The sequence below is a fragment of the Umezawaea sp. Da 62-37 genome (assembly GCF_032460545.1).
In the GTDB taxonomy this organism is placed as follows: domain Bacteria; phylum Actinomycetota; class Actinomycetes; order Mycobacteriales; family Pseudonocardiaceae; genus Umezawaea.
The window spans coordinates 10,897,760-10,916,414 of sequence record NZ_CP135965.1; the positions used below are offsets into that span (position 1 = coordinate 10,897,760).

General features: G+C 72.3%; 18 protein-coding genes. 11 read left to right on the forward strand and 7 right to left on the reverse strand.

The genetic code is table 11. From position 1 onward, the window contains the following. Window positions 1–67: 67 nt before the first annotated feature. Window positions 68–928, forward strand: coding sequence for an alpha-L-rhamnosidase N-terminal domain-containing protein (locus tag RM788_RS49070; RefSeq protein WP_315928308.1), 861 nt, complete (start codon window positions 68–70; stop codon window positions 926–928). Beyond that, window positions 886–2,559, forward strand: coding sequence for a family 78 glycoside hydrolase catalytic domain (locus RM788_RS49075; RefSeq protein ID WP_315928310.1), 1,674 nt, complete (start codon window positions 886–888; stop codon window positions 2,557–2,559). The genes RM788_RS49070 and RM788_RS49075 overlap by 43 nt, the downstream gene beginning before the upstream one ends. Window positions 2,560–2,562: 3 nt before the next feature. Here RM788_RS49075 and RM788_RS49080 read toward each other — a convergent pair whose 3' ends face one another. The 3 genes from RM788_RS49080 to RM788_RS49090 are packed head-to-tail and all read right to left on the reverse strand — an operon-like array spanning window position 2,563 to window position 4,845. Further along, the gene (locus RM788_RS49080) at window positions 2,563–3,387 is read right to left on the reverse strand and encodes a fumarylacetoacetate hydrolase family protein (RefSeq protein WP_315928312.1); all 825 of its coding nucleotides are present in this window, start codon (window positions 3,385–3,387) and stop codon (window positions 2,563–2,565) included. Window positions 3,388–3,391: 4 nt separating this feature from the next. Then, on the reverse strand, window positions 3,392–4,264 hold the full coding sequence (locus RM788_RS49085; RefSeq protein ID WP_315928314.1) for a fumarylacetoacetate hydrolase family protein: 873 nt from the start codon (window positions 4,262–4,264) through the stop codon (window positions 3,392–3,394). Then, window positions 4,261–4,845 carry a carboxymuconolactone decarboxylase family protein gene (locus RM788_RS49090; protein ID WP_315928316.1) on the reverse strand — a complete coding sequence of 195 codons (585 nt, stop codon included), beginning with the start codon at window positions 4,843–4,845 and terminating at the stop codon, window positions 4,261–4,263. Before RM788_RS49090 ends, RM788_RS49085 begins: the two co-directional genes overlap by 4 nt. 99 nt (window positions 4,846–4,944) lie before the next feature. On the opposite strand from RM788_RS49090, the gene RM788_RS49095 reads away from it, so the two are divergent. The 4 genes from RM788_RS49095 to RM788_RS49110 are packed head-to-tail and all read left to right on the forward strand — an operon-like array spanning window position 4,945 to window position 8,531. Beyond that, window positions 4,945–5,691 (forward strand): SDR family NAD(P)-dependent oxidoreductase, encoded by a 747-nt coding sequence (locus RM788_RS49095; protein WP_315928318.1) that lies wholly within the window; start codon window positions 4,945–4,947, stop codon window positions 5,689–5,691. A gap of 9 nt (window positions 5,692–5,700) precedes the next feature. Continuing rightward, a complete protein-coding gene (locus RM788_RS49100) occupies window positions 5,701–6,477 on the forward strand; it encodes an SDR family NAD(P)-dependent oxidoreductase (protein ID WP_315928320.1) in 777 nt (258 codons plus the stop codon). 36 nt (window positions 6,478–6,513) lie between these two features. Then, a complete protein-coding gene (locus RM788_RS49105; protein WP_315928323.1) occupies window positions 6,514–7,782 on the forward strand; it encodes an amidohydrolase family protein in 1,269 nt (422 codons plus the stop codon). Further along, complete coding sequence (locus RM788_RS49110; protein ID WP_315928325.1) at window positions 7,779–8,531, forward strand: alpha/beta hydrolase fold domain-containing protein; 753 nt, start codon at window positions 7,779–7,781, stop codon at window positions 8,529–8,531. Before RM788_RS49105 ends, RM788_RS49110 begins: the two co-directional genes overlap by 4 nt. A 29-nt stretch (window positions 8,532–8,560) precedes the next feature. Here the strand turns inward: RM788_RS49110 and RM788_RS49115 are convergent, their stop codons facing one another. From RM788_RS49115 to RM788_RS49125, 3 genes are read right to left on the reverse strand one after another with little or no spacing between them, the layout of a single operon-like run. Further along, on the reverse strand, window positions 8,561–9,526 hold the full coding sequence (locus tag RM788_RS49115) for an alpha/beta hydrolase (protein WP_315928327.1): 966 nt from the start codon (window positions 9,524–9,526) through the stop codon (window positions 8,561–8,563). A 4-nt stretch (window positions 9,527–9,530) separates the two neighbouring features. Further along, entirely contained in the window at window positions 9,531–11,366 is a 1,836-nt protein-coding gene (locus RM788_RS49120) for a glycoside hydrolase family 3 protein (protein WP_315928329.1), read from the reverse strand. After that, window positions 11,366–12,667, reverse strand: a complete 1,302-nt coding sequence (locus RM788_RS49125) for an MFS transporter (protein ID WP_315928331.1) — start codon at window positions 12,665–12,667, stop codon at window positions 11,366–11,368. Before RM788_RS49125 ends, RM788_RS49120 begins: the two co-directional genes overlap by 1 nt. A gap of 102 nt (window positions 12,668–12,769) precedes the next feature. Here RM788_RS49125 and RM788_RS49130 point away from each other — a divergent pair, with 102 nt between their 5' ends. Next, window positions 12,770–13,609: an IclR family transcriptional regulator gene (locus RM788_RS49130; protein ID WP_315928333.1), complete on the forward strand. Its 840-nt coding sequence runs from the start codon at window positions 12,770–12,772 to the stop codon at window positions 13,607–13,609. A gap of 858 nt (window positions 13,610–14,467) precedes the next feature. Beyond that, window positions 14,468–14,737, forward strand: a complete 270-nt coding sequence (locus tag RM788_RS49135; protein ID WP_315928335.1) for a hypothetical protein — start codon at window positions 14,468–14,470, stop codon at window positions 14,735–14,737. A 185-nt stretch (window positions 14,738–14,922) separates the two neighbouring features. Here RM788_RS49135 and RM788_RS49140 read toward each other — a convergent pair whose 3' ends face one another. Further along, window positions 14,923–15,834 carry an ROK family protein gene (locus tag RM788_RS49140; RefSeq protein WP_315928337.1) on the reverse strand — a complete coding sequence of 304 codons (912 nt, stop codon included), beginning with the start codon at window positions 15,832–15,834 and terminating at the stop codon, window positions 14,923–14,925. Window positions 15,835–15,957: 123 nt separating this feature from the next. Between RM788_RS49140 and RM788_RS49145 the strand changes: the two genes are divergently transcribed. The 3 genes from RM788_RS49145 to RM788_RS49155 are packed head-to-tail and all read left to right on the forward strand — an operon-like array spanning window position 15,958 to window position 18,646. Beyond that, entirely contained in the window at window positions 15,958–16,992 is a 1,035-nt protein-coding gene (locus tag RM788_RS49145; protein WP_315928339.1) for a Gfo/Idh/MocA family protein, read from the forward strand. Then, the gene (locus RM788_RS49150) at window positions 16,989–17,843 is read left to right on the forward strand and encodes a sugar phosphate isomerase/epimerase family protein (protein ID WP_315928342.1); all 855 of its coding nucleotides are present in this window, start codon (window positions 16,989–16,991) and stop codon (window positions 17,841–17,843) included. Before RM788_RS49145 ends, RM788_RS49150 begins: the two co-directional genes overlap by 4 nt. After that, window positions 17,840–18,646, forward strand: a complete 807-nt coding sequence (locus tag RM788_RS49155) for an alpha/beta fold hydrolase (protein ID WP_315928344.1) — start codon at window positions 17,840–17,842, stop codon at window positions 18,644–18,646. Before RM788_RS49150 ends, RM788_RS49155 begins: the two co-directional genes overlap by 4 nt. Window positions 18,647–18,655: the final 9 nt, after the last annotated feature.

Here is an 18,655-nt window from a genome sequence, read left to right on the forward strand (position 1 = left end):
ACTCGACCGCCCGGCACGCGCCTCGTGGTGGCTGCCGGTCGGGACCGCGGTCCAGCACGCCTACGAGGTGCGCGTGCTCGACGCCGGGGAGGTCGTCTGGACGTCCGGTCGCCGCGAGAGCGCCGAATCGGTGCTGGTCGACCTGGGCGTCGACCGCCGCGGCGGCTCGTGGCAGGTGCGCGTGCGGACCGACCTGGGGGAGAGCGACTGGTCCGAGCCCGCGCCGTGGCCCGTCGACGCCCTGCCCGCCGTCCTCGACACGGCCACCTGGATCGAGCCGCACGAGCCGGTGATCCCCGCCCCCGGCGAACGGCCCGCCTACCGGCTCCGCCACGGGTTCACCCTGGACGGACCGGTCACGGCGGCGACGGCGTGGGCGACCGCGCACGGGATCTACGAGCTGTTCGTCAACGGCACCCGCGTCGGCGACCAGGAACTGACCCCCGGCTTCACCGCCTACCGGCGCCGGTTGCAGGTCCAGCGGTACGACGTCGCGGACCTCCTGCGCGTCGGCGCCAACTCCGTCGAGGTGCTGCTGTCCGACGGCTGGTTCCGCGGCAGGCACGGGTTCGAGCGGACCGCGGACGGCTTCGGCGACCGGGTCGCCGCGCTGCTGGCGCTGGAGGTCGCCCACGACGGCGGCACGACGGTGGTCACCACCGGGCCGGACTGGCGGTCACGGCCGAGCCGGGTCACCGCCGCGGACCTGATGGACGGCCAGCGCGTCGACTTCCGCACGCCCGAAGCCGACTGGCACCCCGCGCACCCGGTCGACGGCGGCCTCTACGCCGACCGCGGCAGGCTCGTGCTCACCGTCGCGCCACCGGTGCGGCGGATCGAGGAGCTGACCCCGACCGTCATCACAGGCTCGCGAGCGGCGGCGTCGTGGTGGACTTCGGCCAGAACGTCAACGGCTGGGTCCGGCTGACCGACCTCGGCCCGGCGGGCACGACCCTCACCCTCACCCACGGCGAGCACGTCGACGTCGACGGCCGGGTCGGCACGGACCACCTGCGGGCGTTCGACTTCGCCACCGGCAAGCTCCTGCCCGCCGGGCAGGTCGACGAGGTCGTCTCCGCGGGCCGGGCCGGGGACGTGCTCGAACCGCGGCACACCACCCACGGCTTCCGGTACGTGCAGGTCGACGGGCATCCCGGTGGCCTCGGCGCGCTGGACGTCACCGCCGTCGTCGTGCACACCGACCTGTGCGAGACCGGCTGGTTCGACTGCGACGACCACCGCCTCAACGCCCTGCACGACGCGGCGGTGTGGAGCCTGCGCGACAACGCCTGCGACATCCCGACCGACTGCCCGCAGCGCGAGCGCTCCGGGTTCACCGGCGACTGGCAGGTCCACGTCGCCACCGCCGCGCTGACCCACGACGTGGCCGGGTTCTCCGACAAGTGGCTGCGCGACCTCGCGGCCGACCAGTGGCCCGACGGTCGTGTCCCCGCGGTCACACCGAACCCCGCGGGCGCCGGGCCCTCCGGCAGCGCGTTCAAGGACGCCATGGAGGGCTCGGCGGGCTGGGGCGACGCGGCGGTGTTCGTGCCGTGGGAGCTGTGGCGCGCGTACGGCGACCTGGCCGTCCTCGACCGGCAGTACGAGTCGATGGTCCGCTGGGTCGACTACGCCGCGGCCGCGGCCCACGACGGTCGCCACCCGGACCGGGTCGGCGCCCCGGCGCCGCACGAGCGGTACCTGTGGGACACCGGCGGACACTTCGGCGAGTGGCTGGAACCCGGCGAGGTCCCGAACCCCGACCCCCGCGTGGACCACGGCGTCGTCGCCACGGCCTACCTCGCCCGCTCGGCGGAGCTGCTGAGTCGCGTCTCCGTCCTGTTGGGACGGTCGCCGGACCGCTACCGCGACCTGGCCCGCGCCGCCCGTGCCGCCTGGCGGCGCGAGTACCTCGGACCCGACGGCGAGATCGCCGTTCCCAGCCAGGCCAACCACGTGCGGGCGCTGGCGTTCCACCTCGTGCCCGACCACCTGCGCGCCACCGTGGCGAAGCGGCTGGCCGCCGACGCGCGGCAGAACGGCATCGGCACCGGTTTCCTGGCGACCGGGCTGCTGCTGCCGACCTTGGCGGACAACGGGCACCTCGACGTGGCCTACCGGCTGCTGACGTCGACCGGCGTCCCCTCCTGGCTGGGCATGATCGCCAAGGGGGCCACCACGATCTGGGAGCGGTGGGACGGCGTGGACGCCGCCGGGGCGCGGGGATCGCTCAACCACTACAGCAAGGGCGCGGTCATCTCGTTCCTGCACACCCACGTCGCGGGCATCCGGCTCCCCGACGACCCCGGCCGCGACGAGGCGGGCTACCGGCGGTTCGTGGTCCAGCCCCGGCCCGGCGGCGGTCTGCGGTCGGCCGAGGCGGAGCACCACAGCCCGTACGGCCCGATCCGCAGCGCGTGGCGGATCGGGAATGACGGCTTCCGGCTCACCGTGGACGTCCCGCCCGGCACCCGCGCCGAGATCCGGCTGCCCAACGGCCGGGTCGACCAGGTCCGGGCGGGACACCACGTCGTGGAGAGCTCCCGCGTCGCCTGGTAGCGGTCAGCGGAACCGCGTCCGCAGCTCGCCGATCCCCTCGACCCGGCTGACCAGCACGTCGGCGGGGGTCAGGTAGCGCGGCGGGGTCATCCGGTTGCCGACGCCCGCCGGGGTGCCGGTGAAGATCAGGTCGCCCGGCAGCAGCGGGCAGATCGCGGAGAGGCGCGCGACCAGCTCGGACACGTCGAAGATCATGTCCTTGGTGCGCGCCTGCTGCACCACCCCGTCGTTCAGCACGCAGGTGATCTCCAGGTCGTCCGGGTCGCCGAACTCGTCCGGCGTGACCAGCGCCGGACCGGTGGGACCGAAACCGGGGAACGACTTGCCCAGCGAGAACTGCGGGGGAGTGCCGAGCATCTGCACCCGGCGTTCGGACAGGTCCTGGCCGACGGTCAGCCCGGCCACGTGGTCCCACGCGTCGGCGGCGGCGATGCGGTGACCGGCGACCCCGATGGCCACCACCAGCTCCACCTCCCAGTCCACGCGGTCGCCGGGCAGGTCGACCACCGCGTCCGGACCGGTGACGCAGGTGGGGAACTTGGTGAACACCAACGGGTCCGCGGGCGGCTGGTACCCGGCCTCGGCGGCGTGCGGCGGGTAGTTCAACGCCACCGCGAACACCTGGCGCGGCCGAGGGACGGGCGCGTCGAGGTCGTGGGGCTCGAACGGCGCCGGCTCGAGGTCCGCGGAGGCGGCCCACTCGCGGAACTCCGTCCACCTGGCCAGGACGTCCATCGGATCGGGGCCGAACGGTCCGGCGGCGGCGATGTCGACGGCGCCGTCGTCGACCAGGAGCACGGCGCGGCCGGCCAGCGTGGCGAGGCGCACGCGCTCAGACCCACTGGTCGGCGGTCGGCGGCTCGGTGCCGTAGGCGTCGCGCCACGAGACGACCGGGTTGCGCAGCACACCCAGCCCCTCGATCTCCGCCTCCACCACGTCACCCGGCTTGAGGTAGTTGGCGAACGGGTCGTCCGTGCTCGCCGCGACCCCCGCCACCGTGCCGGTCGTGACGATGTCGCCCGCGCTGTAGACCTGCGGCGAGTGGTAGGCGACGAGCTGCGGGATCGACACGGACATGCGGCCGGTGTCGGACTTCTGCCGCACCTGCCCGTTGACGCGCAGCTCCATGTCGAGGTCGTGCGGGTCGTCGACCTCGTCGGCGGTGAGGATGTACGGGCCGATCGGGCAGAACGTGTCGATGGCCTTGGAGAACGAGAAGACGCCGGACTCCATCTCGCGGCGCTGGATGTCGCGGGCGGTGATGTCGTTGAACACCAGGTAGCCCGCGATGTGCTCGACGGCCTGCTCGGCGGAGAAGAACTTGCCGGGCTTGCCGATGACCACGGCCAGCTCCAGCTCGTAGTCCAGCTCCTTCGTCAGGTGCGACGGGTACACGATCGGCTCGTCCGGCCCGATGATCGCGTCCACGTTCTGGAAGAACACGATCCCCTTGTTCACCGGGTGCGACCAGTTCACCCGCGCCAGGTCCTCGTGGTGCTCGCGGAAGTTCCCCGCGGTGTGGAAGAACTTCTTCGGCACGATCGGGGCGCGCAGCCGCACGTCCGCCAGCGCGAACCGCCTGCCGGTCTCGGGCACGGCCTGCCCGCGTTCGAAGAACTCGCGCGTCGACCCGGTGTCGAGTTCGACGACCTGGTCGTCGGCGATCCGGCCGACCAGGCCGTCGTCGAAGGTCACTAGTTTCATGGGTGTCCACTCTCGGCTGGGGGGCTGACCCGGAAGACCCGCAACTGGAGTGCGAGCGTCGCGTAGTAGCCCACCAGAGCGGTCAGCTCGAAGACCATCCGGTTGCCAATGGTTGAAACGGCCTCGGCGTAGGCCGCGTCGTCCAGGTCCCCGTCCCGCAGCAGCGCGAACACCGTCTCCAGCGCGCACCGCTCGGCGTCGTCGGCGAGGTCGGACGGCATCGTGAACCGGCGCAGCGCGTCGAGCTGCTCCTCCGTCACGCCCGCGTCCCGCGCGATCGGCTCGTGGCCGTGCTGCTCGAACGCGGAGTCCCACTTGCCCGCCACGGCCAGGATCGCCAGCTCGCGGACCCGGACGTCCAGCGTCGTCTCGTAGCGGATGGCGGCGCCGAGGCTCTGCAGCGCGTGGCCGAGCGGCGGCGCGACGAGCATGGCGTTGAACGGGCCGTTCAGCCGACCCTCGTCGTCGGTGAGCCGGAACCGCTGCGGCCCCTGGGCGCGAGGGCCGCCGGTGATGGTGTCGTAGAGGGCGCGCTGGTCCGCGTCGAGGTCGGCGGGCACGGGGCGGGGGAGCCTGGTCATGCGGGCCATCCCAGCAGGGCCCGCCGGGAACCGCTCACCTCTGCCAACCAATGGAACGGTCGGTGCGCGCCGGACGTGCCCGGACCTAGCGTCGGCACCATGACGGGCGAGGACGGGCTGGGGCTGCGCGGTCGAACGGCGCTGGTCGCGGGAGCGGGCGGTATCGGCGCCGCGACGGCGATCGCGCTGGCCGCCGCGGGCGCGTCGGTCGTCGTCGCGGACGTGGACGAGGAACGCCTGGACGCACTGGGCGTCGCCGGGATCATCCCGCTGCACGCCGACCTGACCACGGCCGACGGCAGCCGCGACTGCGTCGCGAGGGCCGCGTCGACGCTGGGCGGGCTGGACGTGTTCGTGCACGCGGTCGGCACCAACGACCGGCGCCCCGTGCTGGACACCCCGGACGACGTCTGGGAGCGGATCGTCGCGCTCAACCTGAGCAGCGCGTTCTGGACGGGCCGGGCCGCGGGCGAGCTGATGGTGAGGGCCGGGTACGGCCGCGTCGTCTACCTCTCGTCGGTGTCCGGGCAGCTCGCGCACGCCGACCACGCCCCGTACGCCGCGACCAAGGGCGGGGTGAACCAGCTGCTCAGGGTCATGGCCCATGAGTGGGCCTCCTCCGGCGTCACGGTCAACGCGGTCGCGCCCGGCTACACCGAGACCGACCTGACCCGGCACCACCTCGACCTCCCCGGCGTCCGGGAGGAGCTGACCTCCCTGGTGCCCGCGGGCCGCCTCGGCACCGTGGACGACCTCGTCGGCCCGATCCTGTTCCTCTGCTCGGCCTGGTCGTCGTTCGTCACAGGACACGTCCTGTACGTCGACGGCGGCCGCACCCTCGTCTAAGGAGTCCGCGTGACCATTCCCCGCCGGTTCGAAGGCAAGACCGTACTGGTCACCGGTGCGGGCACCGGTTTCGGCGCGGAGATCGCCGTGCGCGCCGCACAGGAGGGCGCGGACGTCGCCGTCCACTACCGCGGCTCCAAGGCAGGCGCGGAGCAGACCGCCGCACGCGTCGAGGACGAGGACCGCAAGGCGTTCCTCGTGCAGGCCGACATCGCGGAGTGGACGCAGGTCAAGCGGATGGCCGACGAGGTGTGGGGGCACTTCGGCCGGGTCGACGTCCTGGTCAACAACGTCGGCGACGTCGCCCGCGAGCAGATGTCGTGGCGCGACATCACCGAGGAGTCGATCGACCACGTCCTCGCCGTGGACATCAAGGGCACGATGCTGTGCACCCACGAGATCGGCTCGCGGATGGTCGACGCGGGCGGCGGCTCGATCGTGAACATCGGGTCCACCGTGGTCGTGCGGGGCAGCGCCCGCGCGCCCCAGTACGCGGCCGCCAAGTACGGGATCATCGGCCTCACCAAGTCGTACGCGCACGCGCTCGCCCCCACCGTGCGGGTCAACGTCTTCGCGCCCGGCTTCATCGAGACCGAGGCGACGCTCGGCAGGCAGGACTGGCAGTCCGGCCGCGGCGAGCAGTTGCGGGGCAACACCCCGCTCGGCCGCATCCCGCGGCCCGAGCAGCTCGCCGGGGCGGCGCTGTTCCTCGCCACCGAGGACGCCGACCACGTCACGGGGAGCTTCCTGGTCGCCGACGGCGGCTACAACATGGTCGGCGCGTGACCTGCCAGGCACAATGACGTGTTGGAACGAGGAGTCATGAACGAGGACAACGGTCGCGTGCTGTTCACCGGTGGCCGGGTGTTCGACGGCACGGGCTCCGCCGCCGTGCCCGCGGACGTCGTGGTGCGCGGCGATCGGATCGAGAGCGTGCGCCCCGGCGGCGGCACCGAACCCGAGCCGGGTGACCGGGTGGTCGACTGCCGCGGCGCGACGGTCATGCCGGGCATGGTGGAGTCGCACTCGCACCTGACGTTCCCCTCGGCGGTCGGGCACATCGACCCGTCGTTCAACCCGCCGCTGGACGTCAGCTTCTTCCACCACATGCCGACGCCGGACGAGCACCTGGCCATCGCCGAGCGCAACGCGGCCATCCTGCTCGACCAGGGCTTCACCAGCGCGTACTCCGCCGGTTCGCTGACGCCCGTGCCCACCGAGATCGTGCTGCGCGAGCGCATCGCCTCCGGTGCGACGCCCGGTCCCCGGATGCGGGCGGCGTCGTTCGAGCGGGACAACAACCCGGTGCGGATGGGGCCGGACGGCCCGAAGCCGCAGAAGACCGGACCTGGCGCCGTGCGCGAGTTCATCCGCGAGCAGGCCGCGCTCGGCTTCGACAGCGTCAAGCTGCTGATGAGCAACGACGACGTGTTCTTCGAGGGCGGCTCGATGGTCACCCAGTACAGCCCCGAGGAGGCCGCCGCGGCGGGGGAGCAGGCGCGCGAGTCGGGCGTGTGGCTGAACTGCCACGCCCAGTCGCCCGAGTCCGTCAAACTGGCCGCGCGTTGCGGGTTCCGGTCGATCTACCACTGCTCCTACGCCGACGCGGAAGCCATCGACCTGCTGGAGGAGCGCAAGGACTCGATCTTCCTGTCGCCCGCGGTCGGGATCATGTGGGCGAACGTCCACGAGGGCGCCGAGTTCGGCATCGACACGGCGATGGCGGAAAAGATGGGGTCGGTGGCCTCGCTCGCCGCGATGCGCGAGCTGTACCCGGAACTGCGCAAGCGCGGTCTGCGCGTGCTGCCCGGCGGCGACTACGGCTTCCCCAACAACCCCATCGGCCGCAACGCGCGCGACCTGGAGCTGTTCGTGGAGCTGTTCGGCTACTCGCCCGCGGAGGCGTTGCGGGCCACCACGTTCCACGGCGGACAGGTCATGGACCTGCCGGTCGGCCTGCTGGCCCCCGACTACCTCGCCGACGTGCTCGTGGTGCGCGGCGACCCGACGGAGGACGTGAAGCTGTTGCAGGACAAGGACAACCTGCTCACGATCATGCAGGGCGGCCGTTTCCACAAGCAGGCGGCGTGACCGACCTCGACGTCGTCTACCGGGAGCTGCCCGGCTTCCGGCCGCTGGCGCTCGACCTGCACCTCCCGGTGGGCGACCCGGTGGCCACGATCGTGTACCTGCACGGCGGCGGGTGGCGGCGCGGCTCGCGCCGCCACGTCATGCCGGTGCTCGGGAAGTTCTACCAGGGGTTGGCGGACAACGGGTTCGCGGTCGCGGCCGCGGACTACCGGCTCAGCGGCGAGGCGTGCTTCCCGGCGCAGCTGGACGACGTGCGCGCGGCGGTCGAGTGGGTCCGCGAGCGGCTTCCCGGCCCGGTGCACCTGTGGGGCGAGTCGGCGGGCGGCCACCTCGCGCTGCTCGCCGCGCTCGACGGCGGCGCCGTGGACGGCGTGGTCGCCTGGTACCCGGTGACGGACCTGCTCGGGCTGCCCGCGGACCGCGCGGCGCTGGGAGTCGACGACCAGAGCGGCCCGGACTCGCGCGAGGCGCTGCTGCTCGGCGCCCCCGCGCACGACGTGCCCGACCTGGCGCGCGCCGCCGCCCCGCTGACCTTCGTCCGCCCGGACGCGCCGCCGATCCTGCTCCAGCACGGCGCCGCCGACAGCACAGTGCCCCCGGCGCAGAGCGTCCGACTGGCCGCCGCCCTGCGCGCGGTGGGCGCCCCGGTGGAACTGGACCTCGTCCCCGGCGCGAAGCACGTGTGGAAGGACGCGGCGGACGTGCCTGCGATCGTGCGCCGGTCGGTGGAGTTCCTGCGGTCCCGTTAGACGGCTCCTCGCCTCAGGTGGAGACGGCCTCAGGTGGAGACGAACGCCGGGTCGTGCGCCACGATGGTCTCCGCGATCAGGTCGAGCGCCCGGCCCACCGGCTCGATCGCCGACGGCAGGTTCAGGAACCCGTGCAGCATCGAGAGGACCTGCACGTACCGGACGTCCACCCCCGCCTCCGCCAACTGCCCGACGAACACCTGGCCCGAGCCGCGCAGGTCGTCGTACTCGGCGGTGAGCAGCAGCGTCGGGCACAGGCCCTCCAACGAGGCCAGCCCCGGCATCGCGTAGCCGTCGGCGCGGCTGACCGGGCCGCCGAGGTAGTTCTCCGTGATCGCGCGGACCTCGTGCGGCGGGAAGTGCAGGATCGGCGGGACCTCGGCCATCCGCGCGACCAGCGACGGCGACCGCGGCGGGAGTTCCGGGTGCAGCACGGGATAGGCCAGCACCAGGCTCGCGGGCGTCCAGCCGTCCTCGTCGCGCAGCCGCAGCGCCGCCCCCGCGGCCAGGTTGCCGCCCGCGCTGGCCCCGCCGACGTGGACGCGGTCCACACCCAGGTCGGCCGCGTGGTCGCGCGTCCACCGCACCGCGGCCACGACGTCGTCGAGCGGCACGGGGTGGGTGACCCCGCCGACCGCGAGCCGGTAGTCCACGCTCACCACGACCGCGCCCGCCCTGGTCACCAGCTCGCGGGCGACCCAGTCCGCTTCCGGCATGTCCAGGTCGCCGATCCGGAACGCGCCGCCGTGCATCCACACGACGCACGGCCGGTCGCCCCCGGCGTCCTCAGGGGTGTAGATCCGGATCGGCACGGGACCGTGCGGGCCGGGCGCGGAGTCGGCGCGGGTGGGCACGACCGGCGGCGGGCCGCCCACGGCGGGCCGGTTGAACTCGGCGAACCGGTCCCGGTAGGCGGGGTCGAACAGCAGCTGCTCGAACGAGGACACGCCCTCGATGAGCGGGAACTTGCCCGACACGGCGGGGTGGATCGGCATGTGGTCAGCCCTTCTGGGGTTCGCCGGTCCGCGGACGCCAGTCGAGCGCCCCGACGGAGTGGCCGAGTGGGAAGACCGGGTCGGGCGTGCCGCCGGGCAGGTCCTCCGGGTGGGCTTCGACGGCGGCCATGGACCGGGGCAGCTCGAACGGCAGCCGCCCCTCCGGGCGGGCGCGTCCGAAGACCACGTCGAGCACGGCGTCGTCGGTCGCGCCGAAGTCGGCGAGGAGCGCGGCGGCGTCCTCGGCCAGTTCGGGGATGACGGCCGGGCGGTCCAGGAACAGGTCGATGACGGTCGGCACGGTGGCCGCGAGCGCGCGCAGGCGGTCGAGCCGGTCGGCGGGGAAGTCGAGCGCGCCCTGGTGGAAGAACGCCTCCGGCAGCCGGTCCCTCGGCTCGTAGGGCGCGTCGAGGCGCACCAAGGCGACGTCGGCGTCCTCCGGCCGGTCGACCACCGTCGCGTACCTCGCGGCGGTCGCGCGGTCGACCCCCTCGACGTAGAGCCGGATCCCGTCGGCGAGCGGCAGCACACCGTCGTTGGCCAGCAGCACCATCGACCGCCGCTGCGCCGCCTCGCCCGCCGCGACGAAGTCCGCCCGCCCCACGGTCGCTGTGGCTGTTTCCTCATCCACATAAGGGTTCTCGAACAGTCCCAACCGGAACAGCAGCGTCAGCACGCGCCGCGCCGACTCGTCGACCCGCGCCTGCGCGACCCTCCCGTCCGCGACCAGGCCGGTGATCACCTCCGGGCACCACTCGCCGCCGAACTGGTCGACGCCCGCGTCGAGCAGCATCGCCGCGCGCTCGGGCCGGTCCAGGTGCTCCACACCCCACGCCCGTGCGGGCCACACCGTGCCGTCGGCCAGGGTCGAGTCGGTGAGCACACCGAAGTCCGTGCACACCAGCCCTTCGTAGCCCTCGTCGCGGCGCAGCCTCCCGGCGACCACCTCCGGGTCGAACGCGAACCCGACCCCGGCGAGGCCGTCCACGCCGACCGGTCGCCCGTAGTACGGCATCACGGCGGCGACACCCGCGCGCAGGGCGGGGCGGAACCGGTCGAGGTGCAGCTCGAACAACCCGGCCGGGTACACCTGGTCCTTGCCGGACGCGAAGTGCGCGTCCTCGCCGTCCGCCTGCGGTCCGGCGCCCGGCCAGTGTTTGACCATGCTCGCGACGGCGTCCGGGCCGAGGTCGGGGCCCTGCAAGCCATCCACGTACGCGCCCGCCAGGCGGCCGACCACGTCCGGGTCGGCGCCGAACGTGCCCGCGGTGCGGCACCAGCGCGGTTCGCTGGCCAGGTCGGCCATCGGGTGCAGCGCCATGCGGATGCCGACGGCGGTGTACTCGGCGCGGATCACCCGCGCGAAGTCGCGCACCAGGTCCTCGTCGCCGAGCGCGCCGAAGCCGAGCGGTTCCGGCCACCGCGAACAGCCGCCCGACGGCACCGACGTCAACGGGTTCGCGTTCGCCGAGTGGCGCGGGTCCGACGACACCAGCACCGGGATGCCGAGCCTGCTCCGCGCGGCCAGCACCTGCACCTCGTTGTGCCACCGGGCCAGCGGTCCGGCGGCGACCGGTGCCATCAGCGTGAGGCAGCGCAGGTGCAGGTCGCGCACGGCGTGCGTGGTCGGGGCGGTCGGCAGCAGCGTCCGCGGCTCGTCGACGAGGCCGCCGTCGGGCGCCACCGCGACCGGCGCGTGGCACAGCAGTCCCGCCTTCTCGTCCGCTGTCATCCGGCCGATCAGGTCGGTGACGCGGTCCTCGACGGGCAGACTCGGGTCCTGGTAGGGCAGCATCACCCCGCCCCGCATCACCCCGCCCCGCATCACTTCGCCCCGCATCACTTCGCCCCGCGGATCGGCAGGATCAGCACCGCTCCGAGCAGACCCGCGATGGCGCCGAACGTGAACAGCGCCGTGAAGTTCTGCGGTGCCTCGGCGGTGGCGCCGATCGACAGGATCGCGGGCGCCAGCGCGGGCACGATCGAGGCGGGCAGGGTGTTCGCGATGTTCATCAACCCGAGGTCCTTCGCCGGGTTGGCCGGGTCCGGCAGGATCTGCGTCACCAGGGCGATGTCGACCGCGAAGTACACGCCCTGGCCGAGTCCGACCACGCCCATCGCGATCAGGAACATCGGGAACGAGCTCGCGAACGCCGCGAGCAGCAGGCCCACCGCGAAGATCAGCGCCGCCGCGATGACGAACGGCTTGCGCCGCCCCACCCGGTCGGACACCTTCCCGGCGGCGGGCGCGAACAGCAGCGCGGCGGCCGTGAGCACCAGGGTGGACAGGAAGACCGCTCCCGCGACCTCCGCGGGCGCGAAGTGCAGCACGATGATCAGGTAGAAGGCCTGGTACGCCTGGATCGCCGCGACACCGAGGAAGATCAGCAGCCTGCTCAGCCACGCCCACCCGAAGTCCTTGTTGCGCGACGGGTTCACCCAGAACGTGCCGAGCAGCTCCCGCGTGCCGAACGGCGGGCGGTCCGCCGCGGCGAGCCTGCGATCGGGCAGCACCACGGCGAGCACGACGCAGCCGACGACCGCGATGGCCGCCGGGAGCAGGATCATCGCCGCCAGGTTCGGCGAGACCAGCTGCGCGATGAACAGGCCGATCACCGCGCCGACCGGCAGGCTCAGCCCCACGATCGCCGACGCCGGCCCCCGCCGGTCCGGCGCCAGCTGGTCCGGGATGACCGCCGTCACCGCGACGATCGCCGAGCTGAACCCGACCGCGGTCAGCACCCCGGCCGCGGTCAGCGCGAGCGTGCCCGAGGCGAGCAGCAGGCCCACCGAGCCGATCGCGATGAGCACCGCGCCCAGCAGCAGGAACGGACGGCGCCTGCCCAGCCGCGAGGTGGTGCGGTCGCTGATCCGGCCCAGCACCGGGAACGCGATCAGCGAGAACAGCGCGCCCACACCCGCCACGATGGAAACGATCGTGGTCGCGCCCTCCGGGTCGATGATCGTCGCCTTGATCGACAGGGTCAGGACCAGCGGCACCAGGTTCGCCATCGCGGCGCCGATGGCCGCGAAACCGAGGAAGAACAGCAGCCCGCGTCGGGGGCGCGGCCACGCGGTCGCGTCGGTGGAGGTGGTGGCCGGGTCGGGGTGGTCCGCGTCGGAGAGGAAAGAAGTACTCATCATTGGGCACCTTTCGCATCGCGGTCGGCGACCGGGCGTGCCGTGGTGCGTCGCCTGACTTGCGGGAAGGATGGACAGAGGAAAGGGGTACGGTCAGCGGTGATGCCAACCAATGGAAAATCCGCGTCACCGGAGGACGCCGACCCGCCCCCCGCCCGCGTGCGCGGCCGCCGTCCGGCACACGGCGAACCCGTCGTCGACCGCGCGTTGTCGCTGCTCGCCGCGTTCGACGCCGACCACCGGACGCTGACGCTGGGCGAACTGAGCCGCCGTGCCGACATGCCGCCGAGTTCCGCACTGCGCCTGGCGACCCGCCTGGTCGGATGGGGTGCGCTGGAACGGGACGCCGCGGGTAGGTACTGCATCGGACTGCGACTGCTGGAGGTCGCCACCTTGGCCCCGCGCGGGCATGGGCTGCGGCAGGTCGCGTTGCCGTTCATGCACGACTTGGCCGAGGTGACCCGACAACACGTGCAGTTGGCCGTCCGCGATGGGATGCAGGCGATGCTCGTGGAACGCCTGTCCGCTCCGCAGGCCGCGCCTGTCGACTACCGCATCGGTGGGCGACTTCCGTTGCACTCGACCGGGGTGGGGCTTGCCCTGCTTGCCTTTGCGCCGCGGGCAGTGCAGGAGGGGTTGCTCTCGAAGCCTGTTTACAGCGAGCCGGGGAACAGGCTTATCGCTCCGGACGTGCTGCGGCGGACGTTGGCGGAGGTGCGGCGGGAGAGGCTGGCGGTCTTTCGGCGGGAGGACGAGACGGAAACGATCGTGTCAGTGGCGGCTCCGGTGTTCGGGAAGGACGACGGGGTGGTTGGGGTGTTGGGGGTGTTGGTGCCGAAGAGGGTGGCGCAGCCGCGGCGGTTGGGGTTGGCGGTGCAGACGGCGGCGCGGAGTATCTCGCGGGAGTTGGGGGCGCGTCGGGCGATTGGGTCGGAGGGGTGAGGGGTGGGGCTGTGGTGTGGAGGTGTGTGTGGGGGTGTGTGTGGGGTTGGGTTTTCGGGTAGGCGAAGCCCGGCCCCCGGTCGCGCGATTGTCTCAATGCCCTACCCCTGTTTGTCAAGGCGGGAAAGATGCCTTGACAAACAGGGGTAGGGCAGGAGGGCGCTGTGTATCGGGGGCAGGGGGAGGTCTGGCTTTGCCAGGATCGGGCTGCGCCTGACTCGGGCATCGGGCTGCGCCTGATAGGGCGGCGGGCGCTCCGCGCCGGATGCGCGGGAGCGGCTGCGTCGACGGCGGGCCGGGGCGTCGGGCTGTGCCCGATCTATCCGGCGCTTTGTGGCGGACGAAGTCCGATGCTCCGCATCGGCATCCCTTGCTTCGCAGGGACCAAGCACCTCGCTACGCGTCGGCAAGGCACCTGGCTTCGCTTCGGTCAGGCATCCTGGCTCCGCCTCGGATCAAGCATCGGCTGCGCCGACCAGGCGTCCTGGCGCCCGCCTCGGACGAAGCATCCTGGCTGCGCCGGCCAGGCATCGGCTGCGCCGGCCAGGCATCCTGGCTGCGCCGGGCGGGGCGTCTGATGCCCTATCTCGGGGCAAGCACCCGGCTTCGCTGCGGACAAGGTGTTTGGTTTGCCGGACTGGGCTGGCGGCCCCGCCGGGTCGAGGACCCGGCGGGGCACGGTGCACGGGCCGTTGGGCGCCGTGCGGTAGCCCCGTCGCGCGCGGGCCGGGACCTGGTTGGGCGGGCCGTCGTGCTGCGGGTTGGGGCGATGATCCGGTAGTGCCGATGGTGCTCCTTGGTGTTGGGGTGTGCAATCGAATTTCGTTGCGGTAGCGGTACTTCGTCGGTTACGGGTAGGTGGGGCTGTCGATGTCGTGGCCGAGTGCGTGGCAGGTTGCGGTGCTGCGTGGTGCGTACCGGCCAACCGACTTCCTCGATGCCGCGACGATCCTGAAGCTCAACACCGGACCCGGTCGGGCGATGGGCTTTCAACTCTGCAACGACGCCAACCGGTCTGTCCGGCAAGGCACGCTCGCTCTCCTGTGCGAGGCGTTCAACAACAACTGGACCGTTTCCGTCGACTGCATCCTGACGCGGGCAGGCGGAACGGCGTGGCGGTCCGAGTAGCCCCCATCAAGTAGATCGCCAACCCAGGCCCGGTCGCGGCTCCCTGCGCGGTTGGGCACCCGCATGCCCGCGCACGTCAACGACCCCTGATGTCAGACACATTCCTCCGTCTGGCGAAGCTCGAAAACGTTGCCAGCCCGACGAAGCCGGAACCGCCGTCCCTTCGCCACCGGTATTCCGTACATCTACTGCACCCCAACCTCACCTCCGATCCTCCGGGCAAGATCCGCCGCCCCGATCACACCCGCGAGGACGCCGAGAGCCGCCGACCCGATCGGCACCCGTGATCGAGGCGGTGTCACCGCGACTGCGGACGCGGCATCCTGCACGAACGCCTGGAACAACGGGTCGGTGCCGAGTCCGCCGCCGAGCAACACCAGAGCGGGATCGAGCACCGCCGTCAGCACCGTGATGCCGTGCCCCAGTTGGGCCGCCACCTCCCCGACAACCACGGCTGCCACTTCGTTGCCCTCCCCTGCCGCCCGGAGGACGTCGTGGCCGGCGGTCTCGCTGTCCCATCCCGCAGCCTGAGCGGCGCGATGCAGCGCCCTCCCGCTGGCGTACTGCTCCCAACACCCGCTCGACCCGCACTCGCAAGCTCGCCCACCGGGGTGCAAGGGGAGGTGGCCGACCTCCCCTCCCGCCCCGGTGAGTCCTTGCACTACCCGACCGTCGATCACGATGCCGCCCCCGATACCGGTCCCGACGGTGACGAGCACAAGCGAGCCTTCAAGTCGGTGTCCGCCGAAGCGGTGCTCGGCCCAGGCGGCGGCGTTCGCGTCGTTGTCGACGTGCAGCGCGACCGACGGCGGTAGTCGGGGGCGGAGGGCGGCGAGCAGGTCGAGGTTGCGCCAGCCGAGGTTCGACGCGGCGGTGACCACCCCGGTTCGCGGGTCGACCCCGCCTGGCACGACCAGTCCCACGGTCTCGACCGGATGCGCGGCCCGGTAGCCGTCGATGATCGAGGCGACCTGATCGACGACCGCCTGCCCCGATCCGATGGTCGGGGTGGTGGTGACCTCCGTCGCCGTGCCGTCGAGGTCGACCAGACCCGCGCTGATCTTGGTGCCGCCGACGTCCAGTCCCAATGCGCTCATGCCCGCTACCTCCGCAGTTTCGTTTTAGTTCGTCTTGACACGCTTAGTTTCGATTTGGTTGACTAGTTGCACAAAACAGGAAGCAAACGAGCCTGTCAAGAGGATCACCCGAAAGGAGGGGGTATGACCGGCAACGTCCGCGTGGCCCTGATCGGCTGCGGCCGGATCGCCCAGGTGGCGCACCTGCCCGCGTTGGAGAAGGCGGAGGGCGTCGATCTCGTCGCGGTCAGCGACCCGAGTGCGGATGTGGCCCGTGCGGTGGCGCGGCGCTACGGCGTGCCGTCGGCGTACACCGACCAAGGCGAGGTGTTCGCCGATCCGTCGGTCGAGGCGGTGATCGTCGCCGCTCCCGACCGGTTCCACCACGCGATCGCCGCGGCGGCGCTGGCGGCGGGCAAGCACGTGCTGGTGGAGAAGCCGTTGGCTTCGACACTCGAGGAGGCGGAGGCGCTGGCCGACCTCGTGGACCGGACAGGACTGGTGCTCCAGGTCGGTGCCATGAAGCGGCACGACGAAGGTGTGCAGTACGCCCGGCGGTTCGTCGTCGAGCGTGTCGGTGAAGTCCGCTCGTTCAACGCCTGGTACCGCATCGGTGACCTGCGTCCCGGCATCGAGGCGACGCTGTTCCCGCACGTCGCCGCAGATCCGGCCGCCCGGCAGGTGGAGGCGGGCTTCAAGGCGGATCGCCGTCGCTACCTGCTCGCGACCCACGGCGCGCACGTCTTCGACACCGTTCGCTTCCTGCTCGGCGACGTGACCAGCGTGATCGCCCGGCATCGTGAGGACGGCAAGGACCAGACCTGGCAGGTTCTGCTGACCACCCCCTCGGGGGCGGTCGGCACCGTCGGCATCGCCGTCGACGTTCCCGGCGTGCCGAGCGAGGGCATCGAGGTGTTCGGCTCCACCGGCACCGTCCGGGTCGACACGCACTTCCCCTTCTACCGCCGCGCGTCCACCGTGCACGCCTACGCCGACGGCGTCACATCGGTTCCGGAACTCACCGACGGCGACGCCTACGAACGCCAGGCCGAGGCGTTCGCCCGCAGCATCCGGGAAGGTGGCCCGCCGGTCCCGGACGTGCACGACGGCGTCCGGGCCATCCGTCTCATCGAGGCCACGGCGGCGGCTGTCGAGTCCGGCGCGGAGGTGGAGCTGTGAACGCCGTCGACCTGGCCTCCCGGTTGGGGATCTTCGCCCGCACGTTCCGCCGCGACAGCCCGGTGGAGGTGGCGGCGGCCGTCGCCGGCGCCGGGTACGCCCTGGCGCACTGGAACTTCGCCGCGATCGGACTGTCCACCCTGGCCGCAGATGTCGAGGACGCGCGGTTCGCTGAGGTGCGGGCCGCCTTCGACGCCGAGGGCCTGACCATTCCCAGCGCGTCCGCCACGTTCAACGCGATCCACCCCGACATCGAGTCGCGTGAACGGCAGACCAGGCAGGCGATTCGGCTGATCGGGCTGGTCGGTGAACTGGGCGCCGACGTCGTCACGCTGTGCACCGGTACCCGCGACCCGGACAACATGTGGCGCGCCCATCCTGCCAACGCCGCTCCTGAAGCGTGGGCGGACCTGCGCCGCACACTCGACCCGTTGCTGGAGGCCGCTGGTGCTGCGGGCGTCCGACTGGGCGTGGAACCGGAACACGGCAACGTCATCCGCGACGCGCGGGCGGCGGCCCGGCTGTTGGCCGAACTCGGTGCCGGCGCGCCGATCGGCATCGTGCTCGACCCCGCCAACCTGCTCACCCCGCAGACCGTCGTCGAGCAGGACGAGATCCTCGGCGAGGCGATCGAACTGCTGGGCGATCACGTCATCGGCACGCAGGCCAAGGATGTCGTCGAATCCGGCTACTCCGCGGTGGGGGCGGGCCTGATGGACTACCCGGCGCTGTTCAGTCAACTGGCCACGATCGCGCCGGTGCCGATGATCGTCCAGGACGCCTCCGAGACCGATGCCGCTCGCGTGCGCGCCGACCTGCTCCGCTGGCATGAGGACGTGAGCACCCGATGAGGCCGCCGATCACCAGCACGCTCGTCGGAACCGGTCCGCCGGTGCTGCTGCTCCACGGCCTCGGTGGGGATCGACGGCAGGCGCTCGGGCTGCTGCCGGACGACCTCGACGCGACCAGGATCGCGCCCGACCTCCCCGGTCACGGCGACACGGACCTGGTCGAGGGTGAGCCGATCACGTTCGCCGCCTTCGCGGCGTTGACGGCGGACCTGCTCGACACCTCGCTGCCCCAGGGGAGGCGGTCGGTGGCGGTGGTCGGGGTCTCGATGGGGGCGGGGATCGCCGTGGCGCTGGCGGCGGCTCGGCCGGACCTGGTCGAGCGGCTGGTCCTGATCCGACCGGCGTGGCTCGACGAGAGACCGGCGCCGAACCTCGCGCCGTTCCGGCGGATCGCCCTGCTGCTGGAGACCCTCGGTGTGGACGCGGGGCGGGAGGCTTTCCAGGACACGCCGCAATTCCGGGAGATCGAGGCCGCGGCGCCCGCCATGGCCATGTCGCTGCTGGGTCAGTTCGGCCGTCCGCACGCGGTGGAGCGGGCCAGGGTGCTCGACCGCATGCCGGGGGACCTGCCGCTGCCCGACCGCGGCGCCTACTCAGCGGTCGGAGTGGACACTGTCGTCGTCGCCGCGCCGGACGACCCCGTGCACCCCGAGTCGGTGGCGCGGACGCTGAGCGGTTGGCTTCCTCGCGCCCGACTGGTGGCCGTTCCGCGCAAGGCGCCGGACCCCACCGAGCACCAGAACGCGGTCCAGCGCGAGGTCGTGGCGGCGTTGAGTCGTGCCGGAGCAGGGGAGGGGCGGTAACTACAGTGT

Excerpts from the sequence above, each read along its gene's own strand:
- RM788_RS49085 (WP_315928314.1), bottom strand. The coding sequence starts at position 4,264 with ATGAAACTAGTGACCTTCGACGACGGCCTGGTCGGCCGGATCGCCGAC.
- RM788_RS49115 (WP_315928327.1), bottom strand. The coding sequence starts at position 9,526 with ATGCCGATCCACCCCGCCGTGTCGGGCAAGTTCCCGCTCATCGAGGGC.
- RM788_RS49090 (WP_315928316.1), bottom strand. The coding sequence starts at position 4,845 with ATGACCAGGCTCCCCCGCCCCGTGCCCGCCGACCTCGACGCGGACCAG.
- RM788_RS49105 (WP_315928323.1), top strand. The coding sequence starts at position 6,514 with ATGAACGAGGACAACGGTCGCGTGCTGTTCACCGGTGGCCGGGTGTTC.
- RM788_RS49155 (WP_315928344.1), top strand. The coding sequence starts at position 17,840 with ATGAGGCCGCCGATCACCAGCACGCTCGTCGGAACCGGTCCGCCGGTG.
- RM788_RS49140 (WP_315928337.1), bottom strand. The coding sequence starts at position 15,834 with ATGAGCGCATTGGGACTGGACGTCGGCGGCACCAAGATCAGCGCGGGT.
- RM788_RS49145 (WP_315928339.1), top strand. The coding sequence starts at position 15,958 with ATGACCGGCAACGTCCGCGTGGCCCTGATCGGCTGCGGCCGGATCGCC.
- RM788_RS49095 (WP_315928318.1), top strand. The coding sequence starts at position 4,945 with ATGACGGGCGAGGACGGGCTGGGGCTGCGCGGTCGAACGGCGCTGGTC.
- RM788_RS49125 (WP_315928331.1), bottom strand. The coding sequence starts at position 12,667 with ATGAGTACTTCTTTCCTCTCCGACGCGGACCACCCCGACCCGGCCACC.
- RM788_RS49130 (WP_315928333.1), top strand. The coding sequence starts at position 12,770 with ATGCCAACCAATGGAAAATCCGCGTCACCGGAGGACGCCGACCCGCCC.
- RM788_RS49120 (WP_315928329.1), bottom strand. The coding sequence starts at position 11,366 with ATGCGGGGCGAAGTGATGCGGGGCGGGGTGATGCGGGGCGGGGTGATG.